Source organism: Facilibium subflavum (assembly GCF_003574485.1).
Taxonomy (GTDB): domain Bacteria; phylum Pseudomonadota; class Gammaproteobacteria; order Francisellales; family Francisellaceae; genus Facilibium; species Facilibium subflavum.
The window spans coordinates 25,901-47,978 of the sequence record NZ_QLIT01000084.1 but is presented as its reverse complement, the minus strand read 5'-3'; the positions used below and the strand labels follow the sequence as shown (position 1 = coordinate 47,978).

The 22,078-nt window shown below is 39.0% G+C and carries 21 protein-coding genes; 5 read left to right on the top strand and 16 right to left on the bottom strand.

The features are described 5' to 3' along the window. Positions 1–208 precede the first annotated feature (208 nt). From purE to DNK84_RS05950, 5 genes are all read right to left on the bottom strand, one after another. On the bottom strand, positions 209–694 hold the full coding sequence (purE, locus tag DNK84_RS05970; protein ID WP_119343635.1) for a 5-(carboxyamino)imidazole ribonucleotide mutase: 486 nt from the start codon (positions 692–694) through the stop codon (positions 209–211). Next, on the bottom strand, positions 691–2,577 hold the full coding sequence (locus tag DNK84_RS05965; RefSeq protein ID WP_119343634.1) for a glycerophosphodiester phosphodiesterase family protein: 1,887 nt from the start codon (positions 2,575–2,577) through the stop codon (positions 691–693). The genes purE and DNK84_RS05965 overlap by 4 nt, the downstream gene beginning before the upstream one ends. A gap of 2 nt (positions 2,578–2,579) precedes the next feature. Then, positions 2,580–4,157 carry a DNA recombination protein RmuC gene (gene rmuC / locus DNK84_RS05960; RefSeq protein WP_119343633.1) on the bottom strand — a complete coding sequence of 526 codons (1,578 nt, stop codon included), beginning with the start codon at positions 4,155–4,157 and terminating at the stop codon, positions 2,580–2,582. Between the two features lie 55 nt (positions 4,158–4,212). Next, the gene (gene glyQ / locus DNK84_RS05955) at positions 4,213–5,112 is read right to left on the bottom strand and encodes a glycine--tRNA ligase subunit alpha (protein ID WP_119343632.1); all 900 of its coding nucleotides are present in this window, start codon (positions 5,110–5,112) and stop codon (positions 4,213–4,215) included. Between the two features lie 75 nt (positions 5,113–5,187). Further along, positions 5,188–5,766, bottom strand: coding sequence for a hypothetical protein (locus DNK84_RS05950; RefSeq protein WP_119343631.1), 579 nt, complete (start codon positions 5,764–5,766; stop codon positions 5,188–5,190). Between the two features lie 205 nt (positions 5,767–5,971). Here DNK84_RS05950 and DNK84_RS05945 point away from each other — a divergent pair, with 205 nt between their 5' ends. Beyond that, positions 5,972–6,715, top strand: a complete 744-nt coding sequence (locus tag DNK84_RS05945; protein ID WP_119343630.1) for a MauE/DoxX family redox-associated membrane protein — start codon at positions 5,972–5,974, stop codon at positions 6,713–6,715. An 11-nt stretch (positions 6,716–6,726) separates the two neighbouring features. Here the strand turns inward: DNK84_RS05945 and DNK84_RS05940 are convergent, their stop codons facing one another. The 5 genes from DNK84_RS05940 to DNK84_RS05920 all read right to left on the bottom strand — a co-directional run bounded on the left by DNK84_RS05940 (position 6,727) and on the right by DNK84_RS05920 (position 11,374). After that, complete coding sequence (locus DNK84_RS05940; protein ID WP_119343629.1) at positions 6,727–7,398, bottom strand: pyrimidine 5'-nucleotidase; 672 nt, start codon at positions 7,396–7,398, stop codon at positions 6,727–6,729. A gap of 87 nt (positions 7,399–7,485) precedes the next feature. Continuing rightward, the gene (locus DNK84_RS05935; protein WP_119343628.1) at positions 7,486–8,730 is read right to left on the bottom strand and encodes a SufB/SufD family protein; all 1,245 of its coding nucleotides are present in this window, start codon (positions 8,728–8,730) and stop codon (positions 7,486–7,488) included. Between the two features lie 11 nt (positions 8,731–8,741). Continuing rightward, entirely contained in the window at positions 8,742–9,485 is a 744-nt protein-coding gene (gene sufC, locus DNK84_RS05930) for a Fe-S cluster assembly ATPase SufC (protein ID WP_119343627.1), read from the bottom strand. Positions 9,486–9,507: 22 nt separating this feature from the next. Then, a complete protein-coding gene (sufB, locus tag DNK84_RS05925; RefSeq protein WP_119343626.1) occupies positions 9,508–10,950 on the bottom strand; it encodes a Fe-S cluster assembly protein SufB in 1,443 nt (480 codons plus the stop codon). Next, positions 10,943–11,374 carry an SUF system Fe-S cluster assembly regulator gene (locus DNK84_RS05920; protein WP_162902265.1) on the bottom strand — a complete coding sequence of 144 codons (432 nt, stop codon included), beginning with the start codon at positions 11,372–11,374 and terminating at the stop codon, positions 10,943–10,945. Before DNK84_RS05920 ends, sufB begins: the two co-directional genes overlap by 8 nt. Before the next feature lie 188 nt (positions 11,375–11,562). On the opposite strand from DNK84_RS05920, the gene mnmG reads away from it, so the two are divergent. Both mnmG and DNK84_RS05910 read left to right on the top strand, forming a co-directional pair. Then, positions 11,563–13,461: a tRNA uridine-5-carboxymethylaminomethyl(34) synthesis enzyme MnmG gene (gene mnmG, locus DNK84_RS05915; RefSeq protein WP_119343641.1), complete on the top strand. Its 1,899-nt coding sequence runs from the start codon at positions 11,563–11,565 to the stop codon at positions 13,459–13,461. A gap of 9 nt (positions 13,462–13,470) precedes the next feature. After that, entirely contained in the window at positions 13,471–13,875 is a 405-nt protein-coding gene (locus DNK84_RS05910; protein ID WP_119343624.1) for a hypothetical protein, read from the top strand. On the opposite strand, the gene DNK84_RS05905 is transcribed toward DNK84_RS05910, so the two are convergent. The 3 genes from DNK84_RS05905 to DNK84_RS05895 are packed head-to-tail and all read right to left on the bottom strand — an operon-like array spanning position 13,872 to position 16,691. Further along, positions 13,872–14,462: a hypothetical protein gene (locus DNK84_RS05905; protein ID WP_162902264.1), complete on the bottom strand. Its 591-nt coding sequence runs from the start codon at positions 14,460–14,462 to the stop codon at positions 13,872–13,874. The genes DNK84_RS05910 and DNK84_RS05905 overlap by 4 nt on opposite strands. A 47-nt stretch (positions 14,463–14,509) precedes the next feature. Beyond that, positions 14,510–15,655 (bottom strand): N-acetylglucosamine-6-phosphate deacetylase, encoded by a 1,146-nt coding sequence (gene nagA / locus DNK84_RS05900; protein WP_119343622.1) that lies wholly within the window; start codon positions 15,653–15,655, stop codon positions 14,510–14,512. A gap of 1 nt (position 15,656) precedes the next feature. Then, on the bottom strand, positions 15,657–16,691 hold the full coding sequence (locus tag DNK84_RS05895; protein ID WP_208123260.1) for an SIS domain-containing protein: 1,035 nt from the start codon (positions 16,689–16,691) through the stop codon (positions 15,657–15,659). A gap of 147 nt (positions 16,692–16,838) precedes the next feature. On the opposite strand from DNK84_RS05895, the gene ylqF reads away from it, so the two are divergent. Then, positions 16,839–17,639, top strand: coding sequence for a ribosome biogenesis GTPase YlqF (gene ylqF, locus DNK84_RS05890; RefSeq protein ID WP_119343621.1), 801 nt, complete (start codon positions 16,839–16,841; stop codon positions 17,637–17,639). A gap of 371 nt (positions 17,640–18,010) precedes the next feature. After that, a complete protein-coding gene (locus DNK84_RS05885) occupies positions 18,011–19,291 on the top strand; it encodes a hypothetical protein (RefSeq protein WP_119343620.1) in 1,281 nt (426 codons plus the stop codon). Positions 19,292–19,399: 108 nt separating this feature from the next. Here DNK84_RS05885 and DNK84_RS05880 read toward each other — a convergent pair whose 3' ends face one another. From DNK84_RS05880 to DNK84_RS05870, 3 genes are read right to left on the bottom strand one after another with little or no spacing between them, the layout of a single operon-like run. Further along, the gene (locus tag DNK84_RS05880) at positions 19,400–20,152 is read right to left on the bottom strand and encodes a phosphodiester glycosidase family protein (protein ID WP_119343619.1); all 753 of its coding nucleotides are present in this window, start codon (positions 20,150–20,152) and stop codon (positions 19,400–19,402) included. A gap of 9 nt (positions 20,153–20,161) precedes the next feature. Further along, entirely contained in the window at positions 20,162–20,869 is a 708-nt protein-coding gene (gene purC, locus DNK84_RS05875) for a phosphoribosylaminoimidazolesuccinocarboxamide synthase (protein WP_456236412.1), read from the bottom strand. Positions 20,870–20,876: 7 nt separating this feature from the next. Further along, the gene (locus tag DNK84_RS05870) at positions 20,877–22,022 is read right to left on the bottom strand and encodes a hypothetical protein (protein WP_119343617.1); all 1,146 of its coding nucleotides are present in this window, start codon (positions 22,020–22,022) and stop codon (positions 20,877–20,879) included. Positions 22,023–22,078 lie beyond the last annotated feature (56 nt).

The window sequence follows — 22,078 nt, the reverse complement described above, 5'->3', positions numbered from 1 at the left end:
GAGTATACTTAAGCATAGAAAAACAGAAAAGAAATATGGCATTCCATCAGCTACTGGTGCGCATGCAGCTAAGATTTATCAAACGATGGGACTGTCTTTAGCAAGCACACCTTTTGTTATTGTGGATAACTCAATGTAGTGCCCTGGGTTTTGAAGGAATCCTTATAAAATAAGGCTTTCACATTCAAAAGTGTCAAAGTCGGGAAAACTACTCCAATGATAAATCCGCTAGTACTGCATTGGTTTGCTGTTGCCGATATGCTTTAATCGCCTTTTTATATTCAGGATGATGATTACCAAGCAGACTTGCGGCAAAAAGGGCTGCATTTATTGCACCTGATCGCCCAATGGCAAAAGTCGCCACTGGCACACCTGCTGGCATCTGTACGATAGACAAGAGTGAGTCCTGCCCTGATAATGCTTTTGACTGTATTGGCACACCTAATACCGGAATTTCGGTTTTCGCTGCCAGCATTCCTGGCAAGTGTGCCGCACCACCGGCACCGGCAATAATTGCCTCTAAGCCTTTTGCTGCTGCTTTTTCTGCATATTCAAATAATAAATCAGGTGTTCGATGTGCTGATACCACCTGCACTTCATAGGGAATGTTTAATGCTTTTAACGTTTGTGTTGTATGCTGCATCGTTGGCCAATCAGATTTTGAGCCCATCACCACACCAATTAATGCTGTCATCGTTTTACCTCTTTTTCTAACAATCTCAATATCTGCGCACAAACCCACTCATAGACAAACTCAAAGGTTTGCTCACCCTTGGTGCTACAGTTTATATCGCATTGCTGTTCAATTTTATGATCAGTTTTTATATTGATAAGCTTTATTGTCAAAAAAAGCTTATCAGCAACCGCCGTACTATTCTGCCAAAAATTATCCAAGCCTTCCGTAGCGATTTCAACATCAAAAGACGGCTCACGCAAAGATGTCTGCATGTGTGCTAATTTTGCGTGAATATAGCCTTTTGTAATGTCTTTTTGCACCTTTAAGCGCACGATTGAAGAGCGGATATAATGTTGTAATGTTTGGCTGGCAACCTCTTTACTACGCGTTGCAATAAAATCAGCAATCGCTGTGTCAATCTCATCCACTAATGGTTGAATCTTCTCTTTTGCACTGAAAGTGTGTAATTTAATCTCTAAATAAGGATAAGCTGCTCGATAACCCAGGGTTTCATTATATTTATCTGCCAATGGTTTAATCTTTTGGGCAATATGCGCTTCTGAGGCACCTAACAACTGCCAATGATAACTATGCCTTAACGTGCGCTGATAAAGCATAAGCCTTTGTTTTACATCCTTTTCATACATGGCCATACACTCATTTGGTGGCCCTGGTAACATAAATAAATGTTTATCTTTAATACGAAGATAACAGCCATCAGCCGTGCCTAATGTGTTTGGCAAAACCAAAGCGCCTTGTGGGAAAAATGCCTGTTTCTTATTATTCTCTGGCACCTGTTGAAAACGCTTAGAGATCCTGTCATAAATACGCTGCCATGATGCTTCATTAAACACTAATGGTTTATCAGCAACCAAAGCAATCGCCTCAGCCGTTTTATCATCCTCTGTTGGCCCTAAACCACCTACTGTTATAACAACATCATGCTGTTGTAGTAAAAATGTTAATGCAGCAACAATATTATCCAGCTCATCAAAGCTTGTTACATGCATGCCTGTCTGAAGCCCAAGGCCATAGATTTCTCTGGCAAGGTGCGGGGTATTACTGTTGATGATATCCCCTGTGGTAATCTCATCGCCTGTTGCAAGAAATCCAACTGACAATGGCGTTTGGTCATTATTATTAAGTGGTTTAAGCGCGTCAACAAAAACACTGTCAGCACCCATTTCAATCAACTCATCTGCTTGTTTTTGTGTCATGATATCACTCCCATAGACAAGAATTCTCGAAAAATACTGTTTTAAAAATGCAACACGCTCTGGATTGAGAATATCGTTATTTATACCAAGCGCATAACAGTTTAATTGAGCATAGTGTTTTTTTTGTTGTGATAAAGAGCGCTTTTTATATGCATCAAAGTCCTTAATCTCTAATAGCATTGCTTGCGCGATTGGTAAATGATGTTTCGCTACTTCTTGTAAAACCGTCATAGAAAAACTAGAAAGCAAGAGCCTTGGAAAAAGCGCAGGATAGTCTTTTAATAAAGTGACTAGTGCCTTGGCAAGTTTTATTTCATAAGCCTTATCACAAAAAGCCTTTGCTTTAATCTCAAGGTTACTATAAAGCCAAGGTGTACTTTGCATCCAGTCAAGATAACGCTTAAGCGTTGGAATAGAATATTTTTTTTGTGCGACAGGCTGACTATCTAATACAGACATCTGATTAATTTCAGACCAGTTAAGATCTGTTAAATCAACATCAACATTGCTTAAGCGTTTTGCATTATTATCATGGAAAATAAACAACACACCATCACGGCTTAATTGTACATCAAGCTCAATCCAGGTATAACCAAGCTTTACGGCTTCTTGAAAGGCTGCCATTGTATTTTCTGGATAACATTTATTCGCGCCTCGATGCGCAATGTATCTATCAAGCTTCATTGCTATTCAATCTCAGATTGTTCAATAATGCTTTGTGGTAAGTCTTTTTTCATCTGTACACCCAGTGCTTTTAGCTGGCTTGCCTGCGCAATCAGGTTTCCACGGCCTTTGGTTAGTTTGTTTAGACTATTATCATATAAATCCTGTGTTTTGTGGATATGCTTTCCAAGGTTTTCAATATCCTCTATAAATCCACGAAACTTATCAAGCATCTTGCCAGCACGATCTGAAATCTCTTCAGCATTTTTATTAATCTGTTCATATTTCCATGTATTTCGAATCGTACCCAAGGTTGCCAAAAGTGTTGTTGGTGTGACGATAATAATACGCTTTTTAAATGCTTCTTGAAACAGCCTGTCATCGTGTTGGAACGCCAAGACAAAAGCTGCTTCAATTGGAATAAACATAAGCACAAAGTCAAGTGAATTAATACCTGATAAGTTTTCATAGCCTTTTTCTGATAGTAAACTTACATGCTGACGCACCGCTTCAATATGCTTTTTCAAACATTGCTGCTTTTGCATTTCACCATCAGCTTTTGTATAAGCATCATAGCTTACCAATGATACTTTAGCATCAACAATAACATCTTTACCATCAGGCAAATGCACAATCACATCCGGGCGGAATGTCTTTTGCTCATCATTTTTAAAAGACAATTGTGTATCATACTCATACCCCTTACGAAGTCCAGAGGTCTCTAATACACGCTCTAATACGACCTCACCCCAGTCACCTTGCAACTTTTTATCACCCTTTAATGCTTTGGTAAGATTCTGCGCCTCTTGATTCATCACCTGATTCAGCTCAAAAAGTTTATTAACTTCTTGCTTTAAAGAAGCACGCTCTTTTGCCTCATGAATATAGACATCATCAACTTTCTTCTTAAACTCGCTCATCTGCTGCTTAAACGGCTGCAAGACTTCTGAGAGGTTTACTTTATTTTGATTTGTAAATTTCTCGCCTTTTTCTTCAAAGATACGATTGGCCAGATTCTCAAACTGCACGCTTAAGCTCTGCTTTGCTTCTTCTAACAAAGCAAGTTTTTCTTTCGCACTTTTTTCATATTCACCTATATACTTTTTAAGCTCGGCAATTTCAACCTGCTGATTGGCATTTTTTTGTTGCAGTTGCTGTCTTTGTGCTTCAGCATTTGATTGATAGGACTCAAATCTCTCTTTTAGTGCATTTTGATCACTTACCAATCGTTCATTATCCTTTTCTAACGATTTAATATATTGCTGCTGTGTCGCATTGTCACTGTTAAGCTTTTGTGATTCTTTGTTATAAATCTCCAGTTTTTGCTTATCGAGGCTAATCTCCTGAGAAAGGCTTTCAACCTGGGCACATGTGTTTTTATGCTCTGTTTTTAATACCAAATAATCATCACTTTGTTGATGAAATTGCGCATTAAGTGCTTGATAATCTGTATTAAGCTTTGCGCAATGCGCTTGACTATCAGCTAGCTGCTGCGCTAACGCCTTATTGTGTATTGTTAATCTTGCAAGCTTACCTTTCAAGGTAAAAAAGCCCAAGAAAAAGCCCACAACACCAACGATCACAAGGTAAATAAAAATCATTGTCACTTCCCTATAAAAATATTCGTATCAAAAATGATATCTTGCGGCCTATACCTTATGCGCTTTGTTTTGCATTTTGCAGCATTGGGAAACCCAAGGCTCCACGCGTTTGATAATAAACCTGCGCCACACCACGAGATAACGCTCGCACTCTTAAGATATAACGCTGTCTTTCTGTTACTGATATTGCATGACGTGCGTCCAGTAAATTAAAGACATGTGAGGCTTTAAGCATCATTTCATAAGCAGGAAGTGCCAGATTTTTTTCTAAAAGCCTTACACTTTCCTTTTCTAAAAAATCAAACTCTTTCAGTAAATGTGGGACATCTGCCTCTTCAAAGTTAAAGTGCGACATCTCCACTTCATTCTGGTGAAAGACATCACGATAGTATACAGGTCCTGTGGCACTATTTGCCCATAAAAGATCATACATACTGTCAACATTTTGCAAATACATTGCCAAGCGTTCTAACCCATAAGTAATCTCACCTGTAACAGGCTTACACTCTAAGCCACCGACTTGTTGAAAATAAGTAAATTGTGTAATCTCCATTCCATTGGCCCATACTTCCCAGCCAAGCCCCCAGGCGCCAAGTGTTGGCGACTCCCAATTATCTTCAACAAAACGAATATCATACTCTAAAGGATCGATCCCCAAGGCTTTCAATGAGCCTAAATAAAGTTCCTGAAATTCTTTTGGTGAAGGCTTCATCACTACCTGAAACTGGTAATAGTGCTGGCCTCGGTTAGGGTTTTCGCCATACCGGCCATCTGTTGGTCTTCTTGAAGGTTGTACATAGGCTGCATTCCAGTGCTCAGGACCAATCGCACGCAAAAAAGTTGCCGGGTGAAAAGTACCAGCACCAACCTCCATATCCAGAGGTTGAACAATCACACAACCTTTGTCTGACCAGTATTGCTGCAACTTTAAAATAATCTCTTGGAAGCTTATCATCAATCATCCTAACGTTTTACTACTTTACTCCTTGGCAAGTATACCAAAAACAAAGCACCAGCAATACGTCCAATACTAAAAACGAATAAAAAATTTAGCCGTAAACACAACCCCGATATATGAAAGCTCAGCACCAAAATTTTTATAGGCAAAATCCATATAAAGCTCGGGGATTGGCAAAACCGGTGAATATTTAGCAAATTCAGACATGCGTTCATCATAGCCTGTAATAAGTCCTAAACGATAGCCAATATTCATCTGCATATTCTGAGATAGTTGATCAGTATAAACATTGCGTTGAATTCCGAAAACAAAGGCTCTATCACTAAAAGAATTTAACAGGGTTCCCACAAAGATGCTTTTATAAAGCCCGCCAATTAAATTATTAGACCATCGATCATCTTGCCTGCTTTGTGGGTTAAAATGCCAGGTAAACATACCAAGATATACCGCATTATCCGGTTGTGTGCCTTTAAGAAACTGCCAGAAATCTTTATAGTTCACTCCCAGTATCTGATCATCTTGCGATTTTGTGCTTTCACCATTTTTTTCTAGTGAAGTATTATCATTTTGGTTTACACTGTTGTCACTTGCAATCACCCATTGTGGAGAAACAAGTATGAATAGCAAAGCATATAAATAAAATCTTTTCATTACTTTTTACTTTATATTGTATGATACTAACTCTTAAAAAGTGCCCAATGGTCGCAAAAATTTTGATAAAAAACAACTATTTTGGTAACCTTTATTTTGATACAACAGGAAGTGACACCGTTGTGCTCAAGCTGTTAGATTGACTCAAGCTTGCATAAATTTTGGCAGAATTATAAACATGTATAAACCACAGGAGGTGCTTACCATGCGTGATAATAAACAATCTACAAATAAAAACGCAACGCTTTACCGAATGGTTACAAGTAAACATATTTGCCCCTATGGTATAAAATCTAAAGATCTTTTGAAAAGAAAAGGCTATGAAGTGGATGACAATCATCTAAAAACCAGGGAAGAAACCGATAAATTTAAAGAAGAACATAATGTAAAAACGACGCCACAAACTTTTATAGATGGTAAACGAATCGGTGGATATGATGATCTACTAATATTTTTTGGAGAAAATAAGCCTAAAAAAGAAAAATCATATACACCTGTTATAGCTGTTTTTGCTATCGCATTTTTATTAGCCTGTGCGACTAGTTATACATATAGATTAAGTTTGACATCTATAGTTAAACTATTTATGGGATTTAGTATATCTATTTTAGCCATGTTAAAACTTCAAGATATTGAAAGCTTTTTGAATCAATTCATCACTTATGATTTACTCGCCATGAGATGGCTGCGTTATGCATATATTTACCCCTTTGCAGAAGCGCTTGTTGGCATAGGGATAGTAGCAAGTATTTTGACTTCACTCATTGGTGTAATTGCAATCGTAATAGGTTTAATAGGAGCTGTCTCAGTCTATTATGCAGTATATATACAAAAACGTGAACTTAAATGTGCTTGTGTTGGTGGAAACAGTAAAGTGCCTCTTGGCTTTTTATCATTAACTGAAAATATAATGATGATAATTATGGGAATCTGGATGTTATTTATATAAATAAAACAAGCTTAGCGCTTGGCAAGAAACTGACGTTGAAAGAAACTTTCGACATCATCAACAAAATAATCAATTTCAGGGTGCGCAATAAATCGTGCATGCGCTGTATCATCAGCATTAACCAAGACTGTTTTCATGCCAAAGGCTTTAGCCGTAATAAGATTATGCGAAGAGTCCTCGAAAAATACTGCTTGCTGGGGATCAATTTTTAAATGCTCAAAGCAATATAAAAAGGCTTCTTCCTTGGGCTTGGGAATAAGCCCTGTACATTCCAAAGTAACCACATCTTCAAATATTGTATCTAATTTTAGTTTTTTCATCACACGGTGCGCATGAAAGCGCGAGCCATTAGTGAAAATAGATAAGTGCTTGCCTTGATTTTGTAAATAAGAAAGCTTTTCTAAAAGCGGATTATCCGGCTGCAAACGATCCAGAGGCAAATCATCGATTGCCGCAAGAAATTCATTTGCATCAATCCCATGATTTGCCATTAAACCATGCATCGTTGTTCCAAAACTATGATAATAATCTTCACGCAAAAAATCTGCTTCATGCCTTGAAATATCAAGCTTTTGTTGAATAAAATCAGACATATTCTCTAATTGCAAATCAAAAAAAGAACAACTTGATGGATAAAGTGTATTATCTAAGTCAAAAACATAGTGTTGAAAAGAAAAAGGCATTAGCGCACCTGATAGTTTATAATACCGACAATCATAACGTATTTCCCTTTATTTCCCAAGCCCGCATATCACTTTAATATCTCTATGCTATACAAGTTGGCTAATTGCCTGTGAAAACTTTTCCAAATAACGCTCAACAACTGTTTCAGAGCGCTGAAGCAGTACAATAAGCTCTTTTGCAAACCCTTCAATTAAAAGCTCAATTGATTTTGCATGTGGAATCCCTCGGCTTAAAAGATAGAACAAGGCTTGCTGATCTAACTGACCAATTGTCGCACCATGTGAACATATAACATCATCTGAATAAATCTCAAGCTCAGGCTTGGTATTGATTTCAGCTGTGTTTGTCAATTGAATATTTCGATTGTTCTGTAGCGCTTTAATACCATGAATACCTGGTGCAACATAGGCTTTGGCATTAAATGTTGCTTTTGCCTGAGCACCAACGATTCCTCTAAAATTCACATTACTGGTCGTATTTGAGGCTAAGTGATTGACATAGAAATGGTAATCTGTATGTGCATTATCAGACAAGGTATAGATCCCTTGTGCATCGAACAATGCTTGTTCACTATTGAGATTGACGATAAAGTCATAGCGTGTTAACGCACTGTTCGCTGACAACTGAAATGTTTTAAACTGCGCATTATTCTGTAGATCAATATTTACCGTATTGGTTAACAACACGCGCATCTGCGCTGGATCTGAGATCATATCATAAGTACATGAAGCATGTGCTTTTAACACATAATCAGTACATATATTTAATGCGGCATCTTTATCACTCAGGCTGATAAAACACTCATTAATCACACAACTTGAGGCTTTTGATAAGGTGATTTTATTGCGATAATTAATCACCTTATGATCACAGGCCTTTGTCTGCACATAATTTATTTGAATAGGTTTATCCAGTATGATATTTTCCTGAACCTTTATCTCTACGCCTGAAATGGCTAGCGCCTGATTCAACAGTATTGTCGTATGAAGCGGGCGTGTTTGGGCAATATCCAACAATGCGCTTTTCACCTCAACGCCATCTGGTGTCTTATCAAAAGCGATTTCACCATCCATAATAACAATATGATAAGCATCATGGGATAACGCTAATGTATCAAGATAATGATCAGCCTGGTTTTTTTCCGTTGTAAGCTTTACCATGTCGATATTATGCTTTTGATAAAGGCGTTGTAAATCTGTATATTTCCAATGCTCTTGTTTTCTCGTTGGCAGCCCTTGTGTGATAAAATCATCCCATAAGCTTTGACGCAATACCATCGCATCAGCAATATCATGGAAAACATCTTGTAGCGATTTTTCTAAATTTAGCATTTTAGACGCCCTTATTCATTAATCCAGGCATAGCCTTTTTCTTCTAATTCAAGCGCTAATGACTTATCACCTGATTTTACAATTTTCCCATCAAACAAAACGTGAACAAAATCTGGTTGAATGTAATTTAACAAGCGCTGATAGTGTGTGATCACAATAAATCCTCTTTGACTGCTGCGCATATGATTTGCTCCCTTTGATACGATTTGCAGCGCATCGATATCCAATCCTGAATCAGTTTCATCCAACACGCAAAGTGAAGGCGCCAGCATCATCATTTGCAGCATTTCATTGCGCTTTTTTTCACCGCCTGAGAAGCCTTCATTCACACCACGTTTCATGTATTTATTATCCATTTTTAAAATTTCCATATTCTCACGCAATTGCTTCATAAACTGCATCGCATCAAGCTCACTCTCACCCTTTGCTTTACGCACACTATTAACGGCAGTTTTCAAAAATTGCGTGTTACTGACCCCTGGAATTTCAACAGGATATTGGAAACCCAAAAAAACACCTAATGCTGCACGTTCAGATGCATCCAACGCCAAAAGATCTTTCCCATTAAACAAAACCTGACCTTGAGTAATACTATAGCCTTCTTTGCCAGCTAAAACATTACCCAACGTACTTTTTCCTGCACCATTTGGCCCCATAATTGCATGGATTTCACCGGATTTAACCGTCAAATCAATCCCTTTTAAAATCTTTTTACCTTCAACACTTACGTGTAAATTTTTAATTTCTAATAACATGTATCTTCACCGTTTTGATTAATTAACCAATCGCCCCTTCCAAACTGACTTCCATTAGCTTCTGCGCTTCTACTGCAAACTCAAGTGGTAGCTTCTTGAAAACATCTTTACAAAACCCATTGACAATCATCGCCACAGCATCCTCTTCAGACATCCCACGTTGACGACAATAAAAAAGCTGTTCATCAGAGATTTTTGAAGTTGTCGCTTCATGTTCTAATTGCGCCGTTTTATTTTTATTTTCAATATAAGGGTACGTGTGCGCCCCACAATCATGCCCAATTAACAAGGAGTCACATTGTGAAAAGTTACGCGCATTATCCGCAGTCGGTAAAATACGCACCAAACCACGATAAGCATTTTGTGCATGGCCTGCTGAAATCCCTTTAGAGATAATCGTACTTTTCGTATTTTTACCCATATGGATCATCTTAGTACCGGTATCAGCTTGTTGTGCATGTCGTGTTAATGCAACAGAATAAAACTCACCAACACTATTATCACCACGCAAGATCACCGATGGATATTTCCAGGTAATCGCCGAGCCTGTTTCAATCTGTGTCCAGGAAATCTTGGCATTATCACCCTTACACAAGCCGCGCTTGGTGACAAAATTATAAATACCACCCTTACCTTCTTTATCTCCTGGGTACCAGTTTTGCACCGTTGAATATTTGATTTCAGCATCTTTTAATGCAACCAGTTCTACAACGGCTGCATGCAGTTGATTTTCATCACGCATTGGTGCTGTACAGCCCTCAAGATAACTCACATAGCTGCCTTCATCGGCAACAATCAAGGTACGTTCAAATTGCCCCGTGTTAGATGCATTGATACGAAAATAGGTTGATAACTCCATCGGACAGCGAACACCTTTTGGAATATAAACAAATGAGCCATCACTGAAAACAGCTGAGTTTAGTGCGGCAAAATAATTGTCAGCTTGCGGGACAACCGAGCCTAGATATTTTTGTACTAATTCTGGGTACTTTTGCACGGCCTCTGAGATTGGGCAAAAAATCACACCGGCCTCTGCAAGCTTTTCTTTAAAAGTCGTGACCACAGAAACCGAGTCAAAAACGGCATCAACGGCAACCCCTGCTAACATTTCCTGTTCATGTAGCGGAATACCAAGCTTGTTATATGTATCCAAAAGCTCAGGATCAACTTCATCCAAAGATTTTGGTCTGTCTTTATCTGACTTTGGCGCAGAATAATAACTAATTGTTTGATAATCAATCGGTTCATATTTAACGTGTGCCCAGGTTGGCTCTTTCATCTCAAGCCATTTCTGATAGGCTTCAAGCCGCCATTTAAGCATAAATTCCGGTTCATTTTTTTTCGCCGAAATCTGTGCAATTACTGCCTCATTAAGTCCAACAGGAAAAGTTTCCTGCTCGATATCTGTCGTAAAACCGTGTTTGTATTCCTGATCGATTAATTTATTTATTTTCTCATCAGCCATTGTGATTAATCTCTTGATTTCTTTGCGTATCAGCCAGCGCTTTTAGTGAAAAATCACCAAGCGCTGCTCTTACCTTGTGGTTAATTAACAGCCAGTGGCTATGCATCTGACAGTGAATCATTCGACAACGATTTTCATCATCGACACAACATTCTGTAAAAGCAATGGGACCATCGATTGCTTCGATAATATCCACCATTGAAATATTCTCTGCCTGCCGTGCCAGCACATAACCGCCTTCTGCACCACGTTTTGCTTTTAACACCGCCTTTATGCTTAATAGCTTTAAGAGCTTGCGAACAGTCGGCAGATTTAATCGTGTCATCGCCACTAATTCAGTTGCACTAAAAAGCCTTTGTGGATCATTTGCCATTTTCACCACAATCATCACGGCATAATCAGCAAGTTTACTGACTCTTAGCATAAAATAGTACCGCTTTGGTATCATATGCGCTAAGGTTAATTTCTTTTAATGGTTATGTCAATCAATAAAACCAAAGGATTCCGTGATTTTATTTACGATCAAAATTCATAATCAATGGACATCAACAACGTTTTTTAATATCATTCGCTTTAGGTTATTTTTAAAACAATTTAAAAGAATAGAAAATGATGCAATATCCACAACGTTTTGATGTTATCGTCGTCGGTGGCGGTCATGCCGGCACTGAAGCGGCAGCAGCTGCAGCACGCATGGGGGCTAAAACGCTGCTTTTAACCCATAATATCGACACATTAGGACAGATGTCTTGTAACCCTGCAATTGGCGGTATTGGTAAAGGTCATCTTGTCAAAGAAATTGACGCTTTAGGTGGCATTATGGCTAAAGCGATTGACAAGGCCGGAATTCAATTTCGCACCTTAAATGCCAGAAAAGGCCCCGCTGTGCGCGCAACACGTGCACAAGCTGATCGCACGCTTTATAAAACAGCTGTACGAAATATGCTTGAAAACCAGGATAATTTATCTATTTTCCAGCAAGCCGTTGATGACTTAATTATTGAAAATGAGACGGTTAAAGGTGTTATCACACAAATGGGGCTTGCCTTTTATGCTAAAACTGTAATCCTAACTGTTGGCACTTTTTTAGGTGGCAAAATTCATATTGGTTTCAACAACTATCAAGGTGGCCGTGCTGGGGATCAACCTGCAAACGCTTTGGCAGAAAAACTGCGTAAGCTTCCTTTTAACGTTGCCAGGCTAAAAACAGGAACACCACCTAGAATCGATAAACGAACGGTTAATTTTGCTGTGATGTCCGTACAACCTGGTGATGATCCCGTACCTTGTTTTTCATTTTTCAGCAAGCCAGATCAGCACCCACAGCAGCTACCATGTCATATCACCTATACCAATACAAAAACCCATGAGATCATTGTGAACAACCTTAATCGCTCGGCAATGTATGGCGGTGTGATCGATGGTATTGGCCCAAGGTATTGCCCCTCTATTGAAGATAAAATAGTACGTTTTGCGGATAAGGACCGTCATCAGATCTTTGTTGAACCTGAAGGCTTAGACAGTATTGAATTGTATCCAAATGGGATGTCTACATCTTTACCTTTTGATGTACAGATTGAATTTATTCAAAGCATTGAAGGTTTTGAAAACGCATTTATTACACGCCCAGGTTATGCCATTGAATATGATTTTTTTGATCCACGTGGATTAAATGCAACGCTTGAGACAAAATATGTTAAAAACTTATTTTTTGCCGGACAGATCAATGGTACAACAGGTTATGAAGAAGCTGGCGCACAAGGCATTATTGCTGGGATTAATGCGGCATTAATCATCCAGGGAAAACCTGCCTGGTCACCTAAACGAAGCCAGGCATATATTGGGGTATTAATTGATGATTTAATTACCAAAGGCACACAAGAGCCTTATCGGATGTTTACCTCACGCGCGGAGTATCGCTTAATTTTAAGAGAAGACAACGCTGATGCACGTTTATGCCCGATAGCAATTGAATTTGGCTTGTTAAACGATGCGGATACGAAAGCTTTTTTACATAAGCAAAAACTAATAGAAGAAGAGACTTCCCGTCTTAAAGCAAACTGGGTGGTACCTGGTAGCGAAAAGTCTCATAAGTTAGCCCCAGTACTTGGCCAACAAATCACACGCGAGAATTCATTATTTGATCTTTTAAAACGTCCAGGTACTTTTTACAAGGATCTGGCAAATATTGATGCATTAGGGCAATTTATCGACCATGCTGCGGCGATTGAACAAATTGAAATTTCAGCCAAATACGCAGGCTATATCGATCGACAAAGCCAGGAAATCGCCTCAGTACTTGCACTTGAAAACAGTATTATCCCTGAAAATTTCGACTATAATAAAGTGTCAGGCTTATCCAATGAAGTTCGCCAAAAATTGATTGAACAAAAGCCTCACACACTTGGACAGGCATCAAGAATTTCAGGGGTGACACCTGCTGCGATTTCTTTATTGACCGTATATATGAAAAAGCTTGGGTTTATTAAGGCGCAGAAGCTTACAGGGTAAGGGAAAAGGATGAAAAAACATTACTATGCAACCTTGACATTAACCGGTATTTTACTGCTGGCAGGTTGTGCCACCACAGCAAAATATCGAGCAAATCTTGATAAATGGCGTGGACAATCGATTGAAACCTTTGTCAAAGTCTGGGGATATCCAGATAAAACCTTAGAGCTTCAAAACGATCAAACGGCTTATGTTTATTCGGATCGTGAGATTGTCAGCACCCCTATTACACAAATGCCAAGTAACCTTACCACGGTACAAAATGGTGATAAGACAACCGTTATCACAACACCCGGTACAATCGTCGGCGGGCAAACCTATTCTTTATCTTGTGTCACCTGGATTGTGTTTAATAACAAAACAAAAAAAATTATTGATACAACGTTCCGTGGTAATAATTGCGTATCTTATTAAAAACCAACACTGGGCCCGGTAATAAAATCATCCAGACTTTGCAATGGCCCAAGTGGTCTTATTTCATCAACATAGGCTTTTTTATTTGGCTGACCAGACCAAAGTTTATAAACGACTGTATCCTCTTCAATCACGAAAACCGCCTGAAAAGACCAGCCTGTTGTCAGTATTTCCTTACGAAATCCAGTTAAATCCAAAAACGCATTACCAACGCGCTTTTCATAATCGTAGCTGACATCCACAACATAAGCATAGCATCGATCAAATTTTTTCAGACATTTCTCAACGGTTGGTGGAATGTTTTTGCCCGTACTAAAAGGATCAAAGCGTGTACGTGTATCTAAATAGCTTTCAATTTTTACATTGTTCTCAACATAAGGGTCAAACCCAAGCTGCTTTAGCTGCACTACCGTGGTTTTATCCGGCGTGATTTTTTCATAAAGTGTTTGCACTTGATCAAATGAATGCCATTGGTCATTTTTTTGTGTTTCTTTCGAGGGAAGTAAAAAGCTGCAACCTGCCAGCAATACCAGCATGGAACTAAGCATTATAAAGCGACTGATGTTAGCAGCAAAAGATATTTTCATCTTAATAATCATCTATTTGTTCTTATATCCAAGTATAGATGTATTCTCTAATTTTGTAATTTCTGCTTAATTTGAAATGTATGGTCTAACACAACGAAACCTGCATCCATCCCAACTTGAATATCGCCCATTTTATGTGCCAGGCCAAGTGATTTTGCTGCATTGGTGCTGGTCATTTTCACCAGTTCAGGCAAGCTGCACGCACTAAATTTTAACATCGTTGCTAAAGCTTTATTCATCGTTAATACACTGCCAGCCAAAACACCATTTTCAAGTCGCGCCTGATTACCTTTTACAAGTACTTTTTGCCCGCCAAGCTCAAACACACCTTCACCCACACCTTGCGCTGAAATTGCATCAGTAATCAAGATGATATGATCAGCCCCTTTAATCTCATAAACCATCCTTACCGTATCATCGGCTAAATGCACACCATCAACAATAAGCTCAACAGCAACATCTTTAGCCATCAAAAGCGCCATGGCAGCACCAGGATGACGATGATCGATACCAGACATGGCATTAAATAAGTGTGTTGCCTGCAAACAGCCTTGATCAATTGCATTTTTTGCCTGTTTTGCCGTACAATTCGTATGCCCAATTGAAGCGATGACTTGATTATTCTTACACCAGCTGGTCAAGCTTTCAGCGCCCTCAATTTCAGGTGCTAACGTCAGTTTTCTAATTTGGCCTTTTGCAGCATACTGCCATCTTTCAAGCTTTTCAAGTGAAAAGCGTTGTAAATAATCCGGGTTTTGTGCACCAATTTTATCTGGTGAAATAAAAGGGCCCTCCAGGTGAACCCCAAGTATTTTTGCAGCGTCTTTAGTGCTGTTAGTTACTGTCTGATATTGTGCAACAGCCTGTAAAGCATTAAATATTGCATCCTCACTTTGTGTCATTGTCGTGGCTAAAAAACCCAAAACACCTTGTTTTTTCAATGCTTGTGCGATCACATCAAGCGCATCCACTTTTGCATCCATGACATCACAGCCGTTTGAGCCATGAATATGAATATCAATAAACCCAGGCATAATAAGATCAGTACTCTGGCAATGATGTACAGGTAAATGTTTATATTCTTTTTCAATATCACCAATCGCTGCTATTTTGCCTTTTTCAACAGCAATAGCACCGGCTATCACACCTTTTGTTGTGATGATACGCTCACTGGTTATCACATAATCTCGCATTTTACACCGTCTGTGTTACTTTATTAAGATTATCAGGCTGATCCGGGTTAAGTCCCCGGGCTAAAGAGAGCTTTGCGGCCATCATATAAAAACTTTGAATACAAATAATCGGATCAAGTATCGGATGAAGCGATGCTGGCATTGGTAAATGATAGCTTACCTGTGCTGTATTAATATTCCCAGGCATGGCCAACATAACATCAGCGCCCATCGCACTCATACGTTGCGCAAGCTCAATGACTCGCCTGGCAGTTGCATCATTTTGCGCAAATACAAGCGTTGGGAATGCTTTTTTAACCAAGGCAAAAGGGCCATGCAAGACTTCAGCACTACTAAAAGGCTCCGCATGTAAGCTTGAGGTCTCTTTTAATTTTAATGCAGCTTCTTGCGCAATGGCATAACCATAACCTCGTGCGATCACATAGGCATCTTGTGCTTTTAAAAAAGCATCAATTGCATAAGACCAGTCTACCTGTACTGCTTTATCCAGATAATCAGGCAAATCAGCCAAAGCCCTTATCAATAGATCATCGTTGGTATAAAGCGCGATAAATTGCGCTAAAGCGGTTAAGCTTGTGATATAACTTTTGGTTGCCGCCACGGCTTTTTCATCTGCTGCATGTAAGGGTACAACAAATTTTGCCGCTTGAGCCAATGGGGAATCAACAACATTAACAAGTGCAATCGTTGTCGCCTGTTGTCTAACACTTTCAAAGCTTTGTACCAGATCAGGGCTTTTACCTGATTGAGAGATACCAATAAAAAGGCTGTTATTGGTTTTTGTCTGGCTTTGATAAGCCGTATAAACAGAAGGTGCGATCGATGCCGTAATAAGCCCAAGCTGTGTTTCAAGCAAATACTTTGCAAACGTTGCCGCATGATCTGAGCTGCCTCTTGCCACAGTTGCAGCAAAATTAATTTGATCACTTTTAAGATACTGGCATATTTCATACCAACGTTTTTCATTTTCTTTTAACTGCAAGGCAACCTTTTCTGGCGCACTTCTTGCCTCTTTGGCCATTAACGTGTCATGCATTTATTATCCCCTTTTTAAGTTATAAAGACACTTTAGCAAGTTTACACGGCATTGTGTATTTATTTTTATTTATCAACAAAACAGTGTACTTGTTTTTTAATTTCAGGTAAGGTTTCCAAAGACTAATTAAAAGCGTTGATAATCATTATGTTACACTGGTTTCCTGGCCATATGCATAAGGCAACCAAGGAGCTCAAAAAAATCATGCCACAGATTGATGTGGTGATTGAAGTGGTTGATGCCAGAGCACCTGAAGCAACCTCTAATCCGGTATTACATGAAATTTCCGTGGGTAAGCCTGTAATAAAAATATTATCCAAAAAGGATCTTGCTGACCCTGACATCACAAATCAATGGCTTGAAGTCTATCAATCAAAGGCGCTGGCTTTTGATACGCTTCATGATAAAAAACACCTGCAAAAGATTATTCAGCTATGCAAAAAACACACACCAGGGCGTGGCAGTATTTTAAAGCCGATTCGCAGCGTTGTCTTTGGGATACCAAATGTCGGCAAATCAACGCTTATCAATGCTTTGGCGAAAAGAAAAATCGCCAAAACCGGCAATGAACCAGCAGTCACCAAAAAGCAGCAAAAAATTGAAATTGAAAGGCATTTTTATTTAAATGACACTCCAGGGATTATGTTTCCAAGCCCAAAAGATGAGGCCTGCGGCTATAAGCTTGGTGCAATTGGTTCGATTCGAGATACGGCAATGGATTACCCATCTGTGGCGTATTTTTTATTGGAATACTTGCAGGTACATTACAAATCTTTACTGACAAAGCGCTATAATATCGATACGGACCTTGATTTAGATCAGATGATAAAAGCCATTGGTCAGTCCATCGGCCAGCAGAATTTCCATACAATTTCTGAGAAAATTGTCCAGGATTTTCGCCATGGCCGTATGGGACGTATTTCTTTAGAAACCCCTGGTAACGATTAAGCTGTATAGTAACTAAGATTACTGAAATTATCGCCGTCTTCGCTTGGCGGGGACCCACGTGATTAGCGTAAGTCAACTCAGGTGGTTATGGCCACAACGAAAAGATAATTTTTTTAGCGCTTCTGACGTTGGATAGGCTTTTGCATACGGCCACAGCCGTTATTGGTGAGGAATAATCTTAGCGTGGATTCCCGCCAAAGCTTTGCTTTTCGGAAATGACGGTATCTGGAAAACAGACAGTGTGTAACAGCAAGAAAAAATAACCAAAACCTTCATCAAATCGTCCAAACTGACCAAGCCTTATTTACTTCTTATGCAATCTGCGCAAATATTGGTATTAAGCAGGAAAAAACATAACAAGGGGAAAAGGTATGGCGTTATCGCGAGAAGCTCAAACATGGCATGAACAGGCAAGAGAATATTATCAAAGGGTAGATGAGTTTGTTTTACAGTATATCACCGATCGTGGTGAACCTATGCCAGAGCATGCTCAAGACTCCATCAATCGCCTTCGTGTTGCAGTGGCAGTACTCTGTGAGGGGCCAAATAGTGACCTTGATCCTGAATTTCAGCAATCTAGAGTGGATATGCTTGTAAGCATGCCAAGCGATGAAACAGGAAGAAATGAAACATTACTCTCATTTTTAGTAACCTCAGACCGACAAGGTGAAATTGAAGACGGCCAATCAATAACAGCATTCTTTCAGATATACGATGACTTCAGAAAAATACGTCAGCAAACAGATACTGAGCTTGCAACCAACATGCTTCAGTGGTACGCCACCACACTTGCTTATCCCAGATTAAGCGCACACTTTGGAGTTGAAAAGCCTACTCAATATAACATAAATCAGGCAGCCCAGGCATTAGCAACTGCCTGGATAAGAGAACATCATTCAGCTTTAGAAGAAGAAGTTAACTTTGATGACAAATCTGCCGAAGAAATTGCTTTATTTACCCAGGCAATAAAAGTGCTGCATAACGTTAATCCTGAGCTTGTTAATGATGACAACATTCAAGCATTACTAGCATTAGAAGTTCCTGAAGATATTCCTAATTATTTGGCTTATGCCAATACGCTAAGCAACATACCTCCAGCTGCTGCAGAGCAATTTCTTATTCAATATGGCTTACAACAAGCAGCACAATCAAATAACCCAGATTATATTCTTGAGTATGCCAACACACTTGTTGACAATGGCAATGACAATAACTTTGCTAATGCTGCCAACAAGCTATTAATCACCTATGGCTTACAACAAGCCAAAGCTGCAACAAGTGATCAAAATAAAATAGCGATTGCAGATAAACTATTAGTGCAACTGGGAAATGCACAAGATGATAATGCGCTTAGAGAAGTTCTTTGCAATGCTGAGCGTGCAATGTCACACCATACAAGCTTTTTTCGCTCACGTTCAGCCTTTTTTGGTGATGGTCCACGTGCTTATCAAGCTGCCAAGCCTTTTTTTGATCGGGCTGCTCAAAACCTAAGAATTAATGGTGAACAACAAGACGCAGTTATTAAAGAAAAACCGCAAGGTGCAGGGGGACAGATCAGTATAGCTTTTGAAGATCAAGAACAAGAAACGCTTTTTTTAAGCTATGCTGAACAAGTCAGCCAGCTTCATGATCTAGAAGTCAACCAGCAATAACCGCAAACCAGCGATTCTACTATTTTGGCCATTACTGTTTTAGATTCCCAACGCTCACCACATGGATCATCGCCAAGCGATGATGACGGTTGAAAAGCGCAACCCACCTTAACGCTCGGCAGTAAATAATATAATACTTTTAACCGGTACCACTTCATCTAATATAAGCGGAGATTTTGTGCCGTTTGCATATAACGCAGCTGCTTTACCGCCATCAAAATTGACGGCTATTTTAAAATCTAGCTTTAAATATCTCGCCAGTAATTGGGTAATCTTGGCTGCCTGCATTAATGTCACATTATCAAAAAAGAGAATAAAAAGTCTGCCATTTTTATCCTGCGCATAAACAATACGCCTTGCCATAGCCTTATCATCTACAGGCTTGATGTCACCATTTTGTATTAATACAGGACCTGTTTGAAAGGCACTATAAGCATGCTGATAAGCCCCTGATCTTGGCAGTAAAGTTACTTTCCCCGCCTCATTAATTGTGACGATACCTGATAACAGAGAATTTTTAACAAACCTTGCATATTTTCTTTGATGATTGATCAATAAACCATTGACAACAAACCCTTCACGGTAAAATCCACCGTTGCTGGCAACCACCGCCTGCATTTGCTTTGCAATATCACTTAGGTTTTTAATATCATCTTTATGTTGAATATAAAGTGTTGCATGATAATTTGAATTTAGCGCTACCATATTTACCCATACAGGGAAATGCTTGTATTGATAGGCTTTAAATTGATAGAGAACACCTAAGTTTTGATCAAGCTTTTGACTTGATTGCAAATCAAGCTGCCAGGCAAAGCCGCCTGTGCCCATAAAAAGTAATAGAAAAAAGACAAGCTTTCGCATAAGCTCAGCTTATAACGCTAAACCAATACGCTTGGCCACCAGTTTATAATGACCGATAACATCACCTAAATCTTCTCTGAAGCGGTCTTTATCAAAAACCTCTTTGGTATCCTTATCCCATAATCGACAGCCATCAGGAGAGAATTCATCCCCCAATAAAAGCTCACCATGAAAACGGCCAAATTCAAGCTTGTAATCAACTAAGATTAAGCCCGCCTGATCAAACATTTGCTGTAAGATAGTATTTATCTTTAAGGTAATTTCTTTCATCTGATCAATTTCAGCTTGATCTGCCCAGCCAAAACAAAGAATATGTGATTCGTTGATCATCGGATCACCCAAGGCATCATCTTTCAAGAAAAACTCAAATACCGGTGTTTTAAAAACTTCTCCACGATGAAGACCTAAGCGCTTGCAAATACTTCCGGCTGCAACGTTTCTTACCACACATTCAACGGGAATCATCTGAAGCTTTTTCACCAAGCTATCACAATCATTTAAGGTTTGGATAAAGTGTGTTTTAATCCCTTCATGATTAAGCTTTTGCATAATATAGGCATTAAATAAATTATTCACCCGCCCTTTATCTTTTAAGGCTGAAACCTTAACACCATTAAAAGCACTGGCATCATCTCGGTATGTGATCACCACTTCATCTATTTTATCACTATGGTAGACTGATTTTGCCTTACCTTGATAGAGTAATTCACCTTTCATTATTCTCTTATCCGTCGGTTTTATCTGTATTTGTTTTACTTACATTTATCTGCTGCATGGACTGATCACTTTTTCCATTGTCATCCGGCTTTGTTATCGGGATTGCTTTACCAATCATCACCAAAATATCACGCCCCTTTTTGACAGGTAGAAGTTTTTGTTTTGTATCAAACACGGAAACACGAAGCTGTTTTTGTTCTTCACGGAAAAAGTTTCGCCAATTGCTCATATCACTAAAAAGTGCACCATTTTGCGTATAATCATATAAATACAACAAATAACTGTGATTCTGTTTATCTTTAACCAAGATCGTTTTATTTTTTTCATCATAGGCAAGATAGGTAAACCCTGCTTTTTCAATGGCTTGTTTTAATGCTTTTTCAATGGTTTTTTGATCACCAACAAATACAAGTGAAGCAACTTTTTTATTGCTATATACCTGAAATTTAAAACCAAGCGATGAGCTGATAAAACCAAAGCCTGAAGAAACCAGCATACTTTGTGTGACGGTTTTGCCTTTAATTCTGTTGTTTATATTTTCAATAACCTTATTGCCATTTTTTGATGTCACAGGCTTTTCATTCATATCAAACAATGAAACTTCTGTTTTTCTAAAAGCATTACTCACATGCGCCAAAAACACATAGTAAGACTGTTTTACGGCTTTATCACTAATCACAAAACGTCCATTTTCCTTATCAATCTGGCGAAGTTTTATGTCCTCTTTTTGATTTTCCAACGCTTTTTGCACCAATAGCCAACTGATTTCATACGGCTCATAAATTGTTAATTTCGCCTGGTTATCGTGATCAAAATCAAGTTTTGTATCGACAATATGCAGCTGATTCTGCTGCAAATAGGCAATATTATACGTATCCTCATACCCAGGTGGCAATAAGGCCTGCTGGGATTGTTGGTATTCAGGTTTTGTAAATGCCATACCCGCCTTTTCATCAGGCATAACAAGCTTTGGTGTGATTGTTGGATCACTTGAAATCGACTTTGGAATCTCAAGCGGTTTATTTTGGGTGACACTGTCACGTGCATAATCAAAATCACGATTACGAAAAAAGGAGGATGTGGACGAACAACCAACAAGGCTTATCAGCGCTGCGGCAACAACCGATGCTGAGCGTAGTTTTCTAAATTCCATTAAACACCAATATCTTACAATTTTAGGCCATTATACATAATTTGCCGGCACGGGCG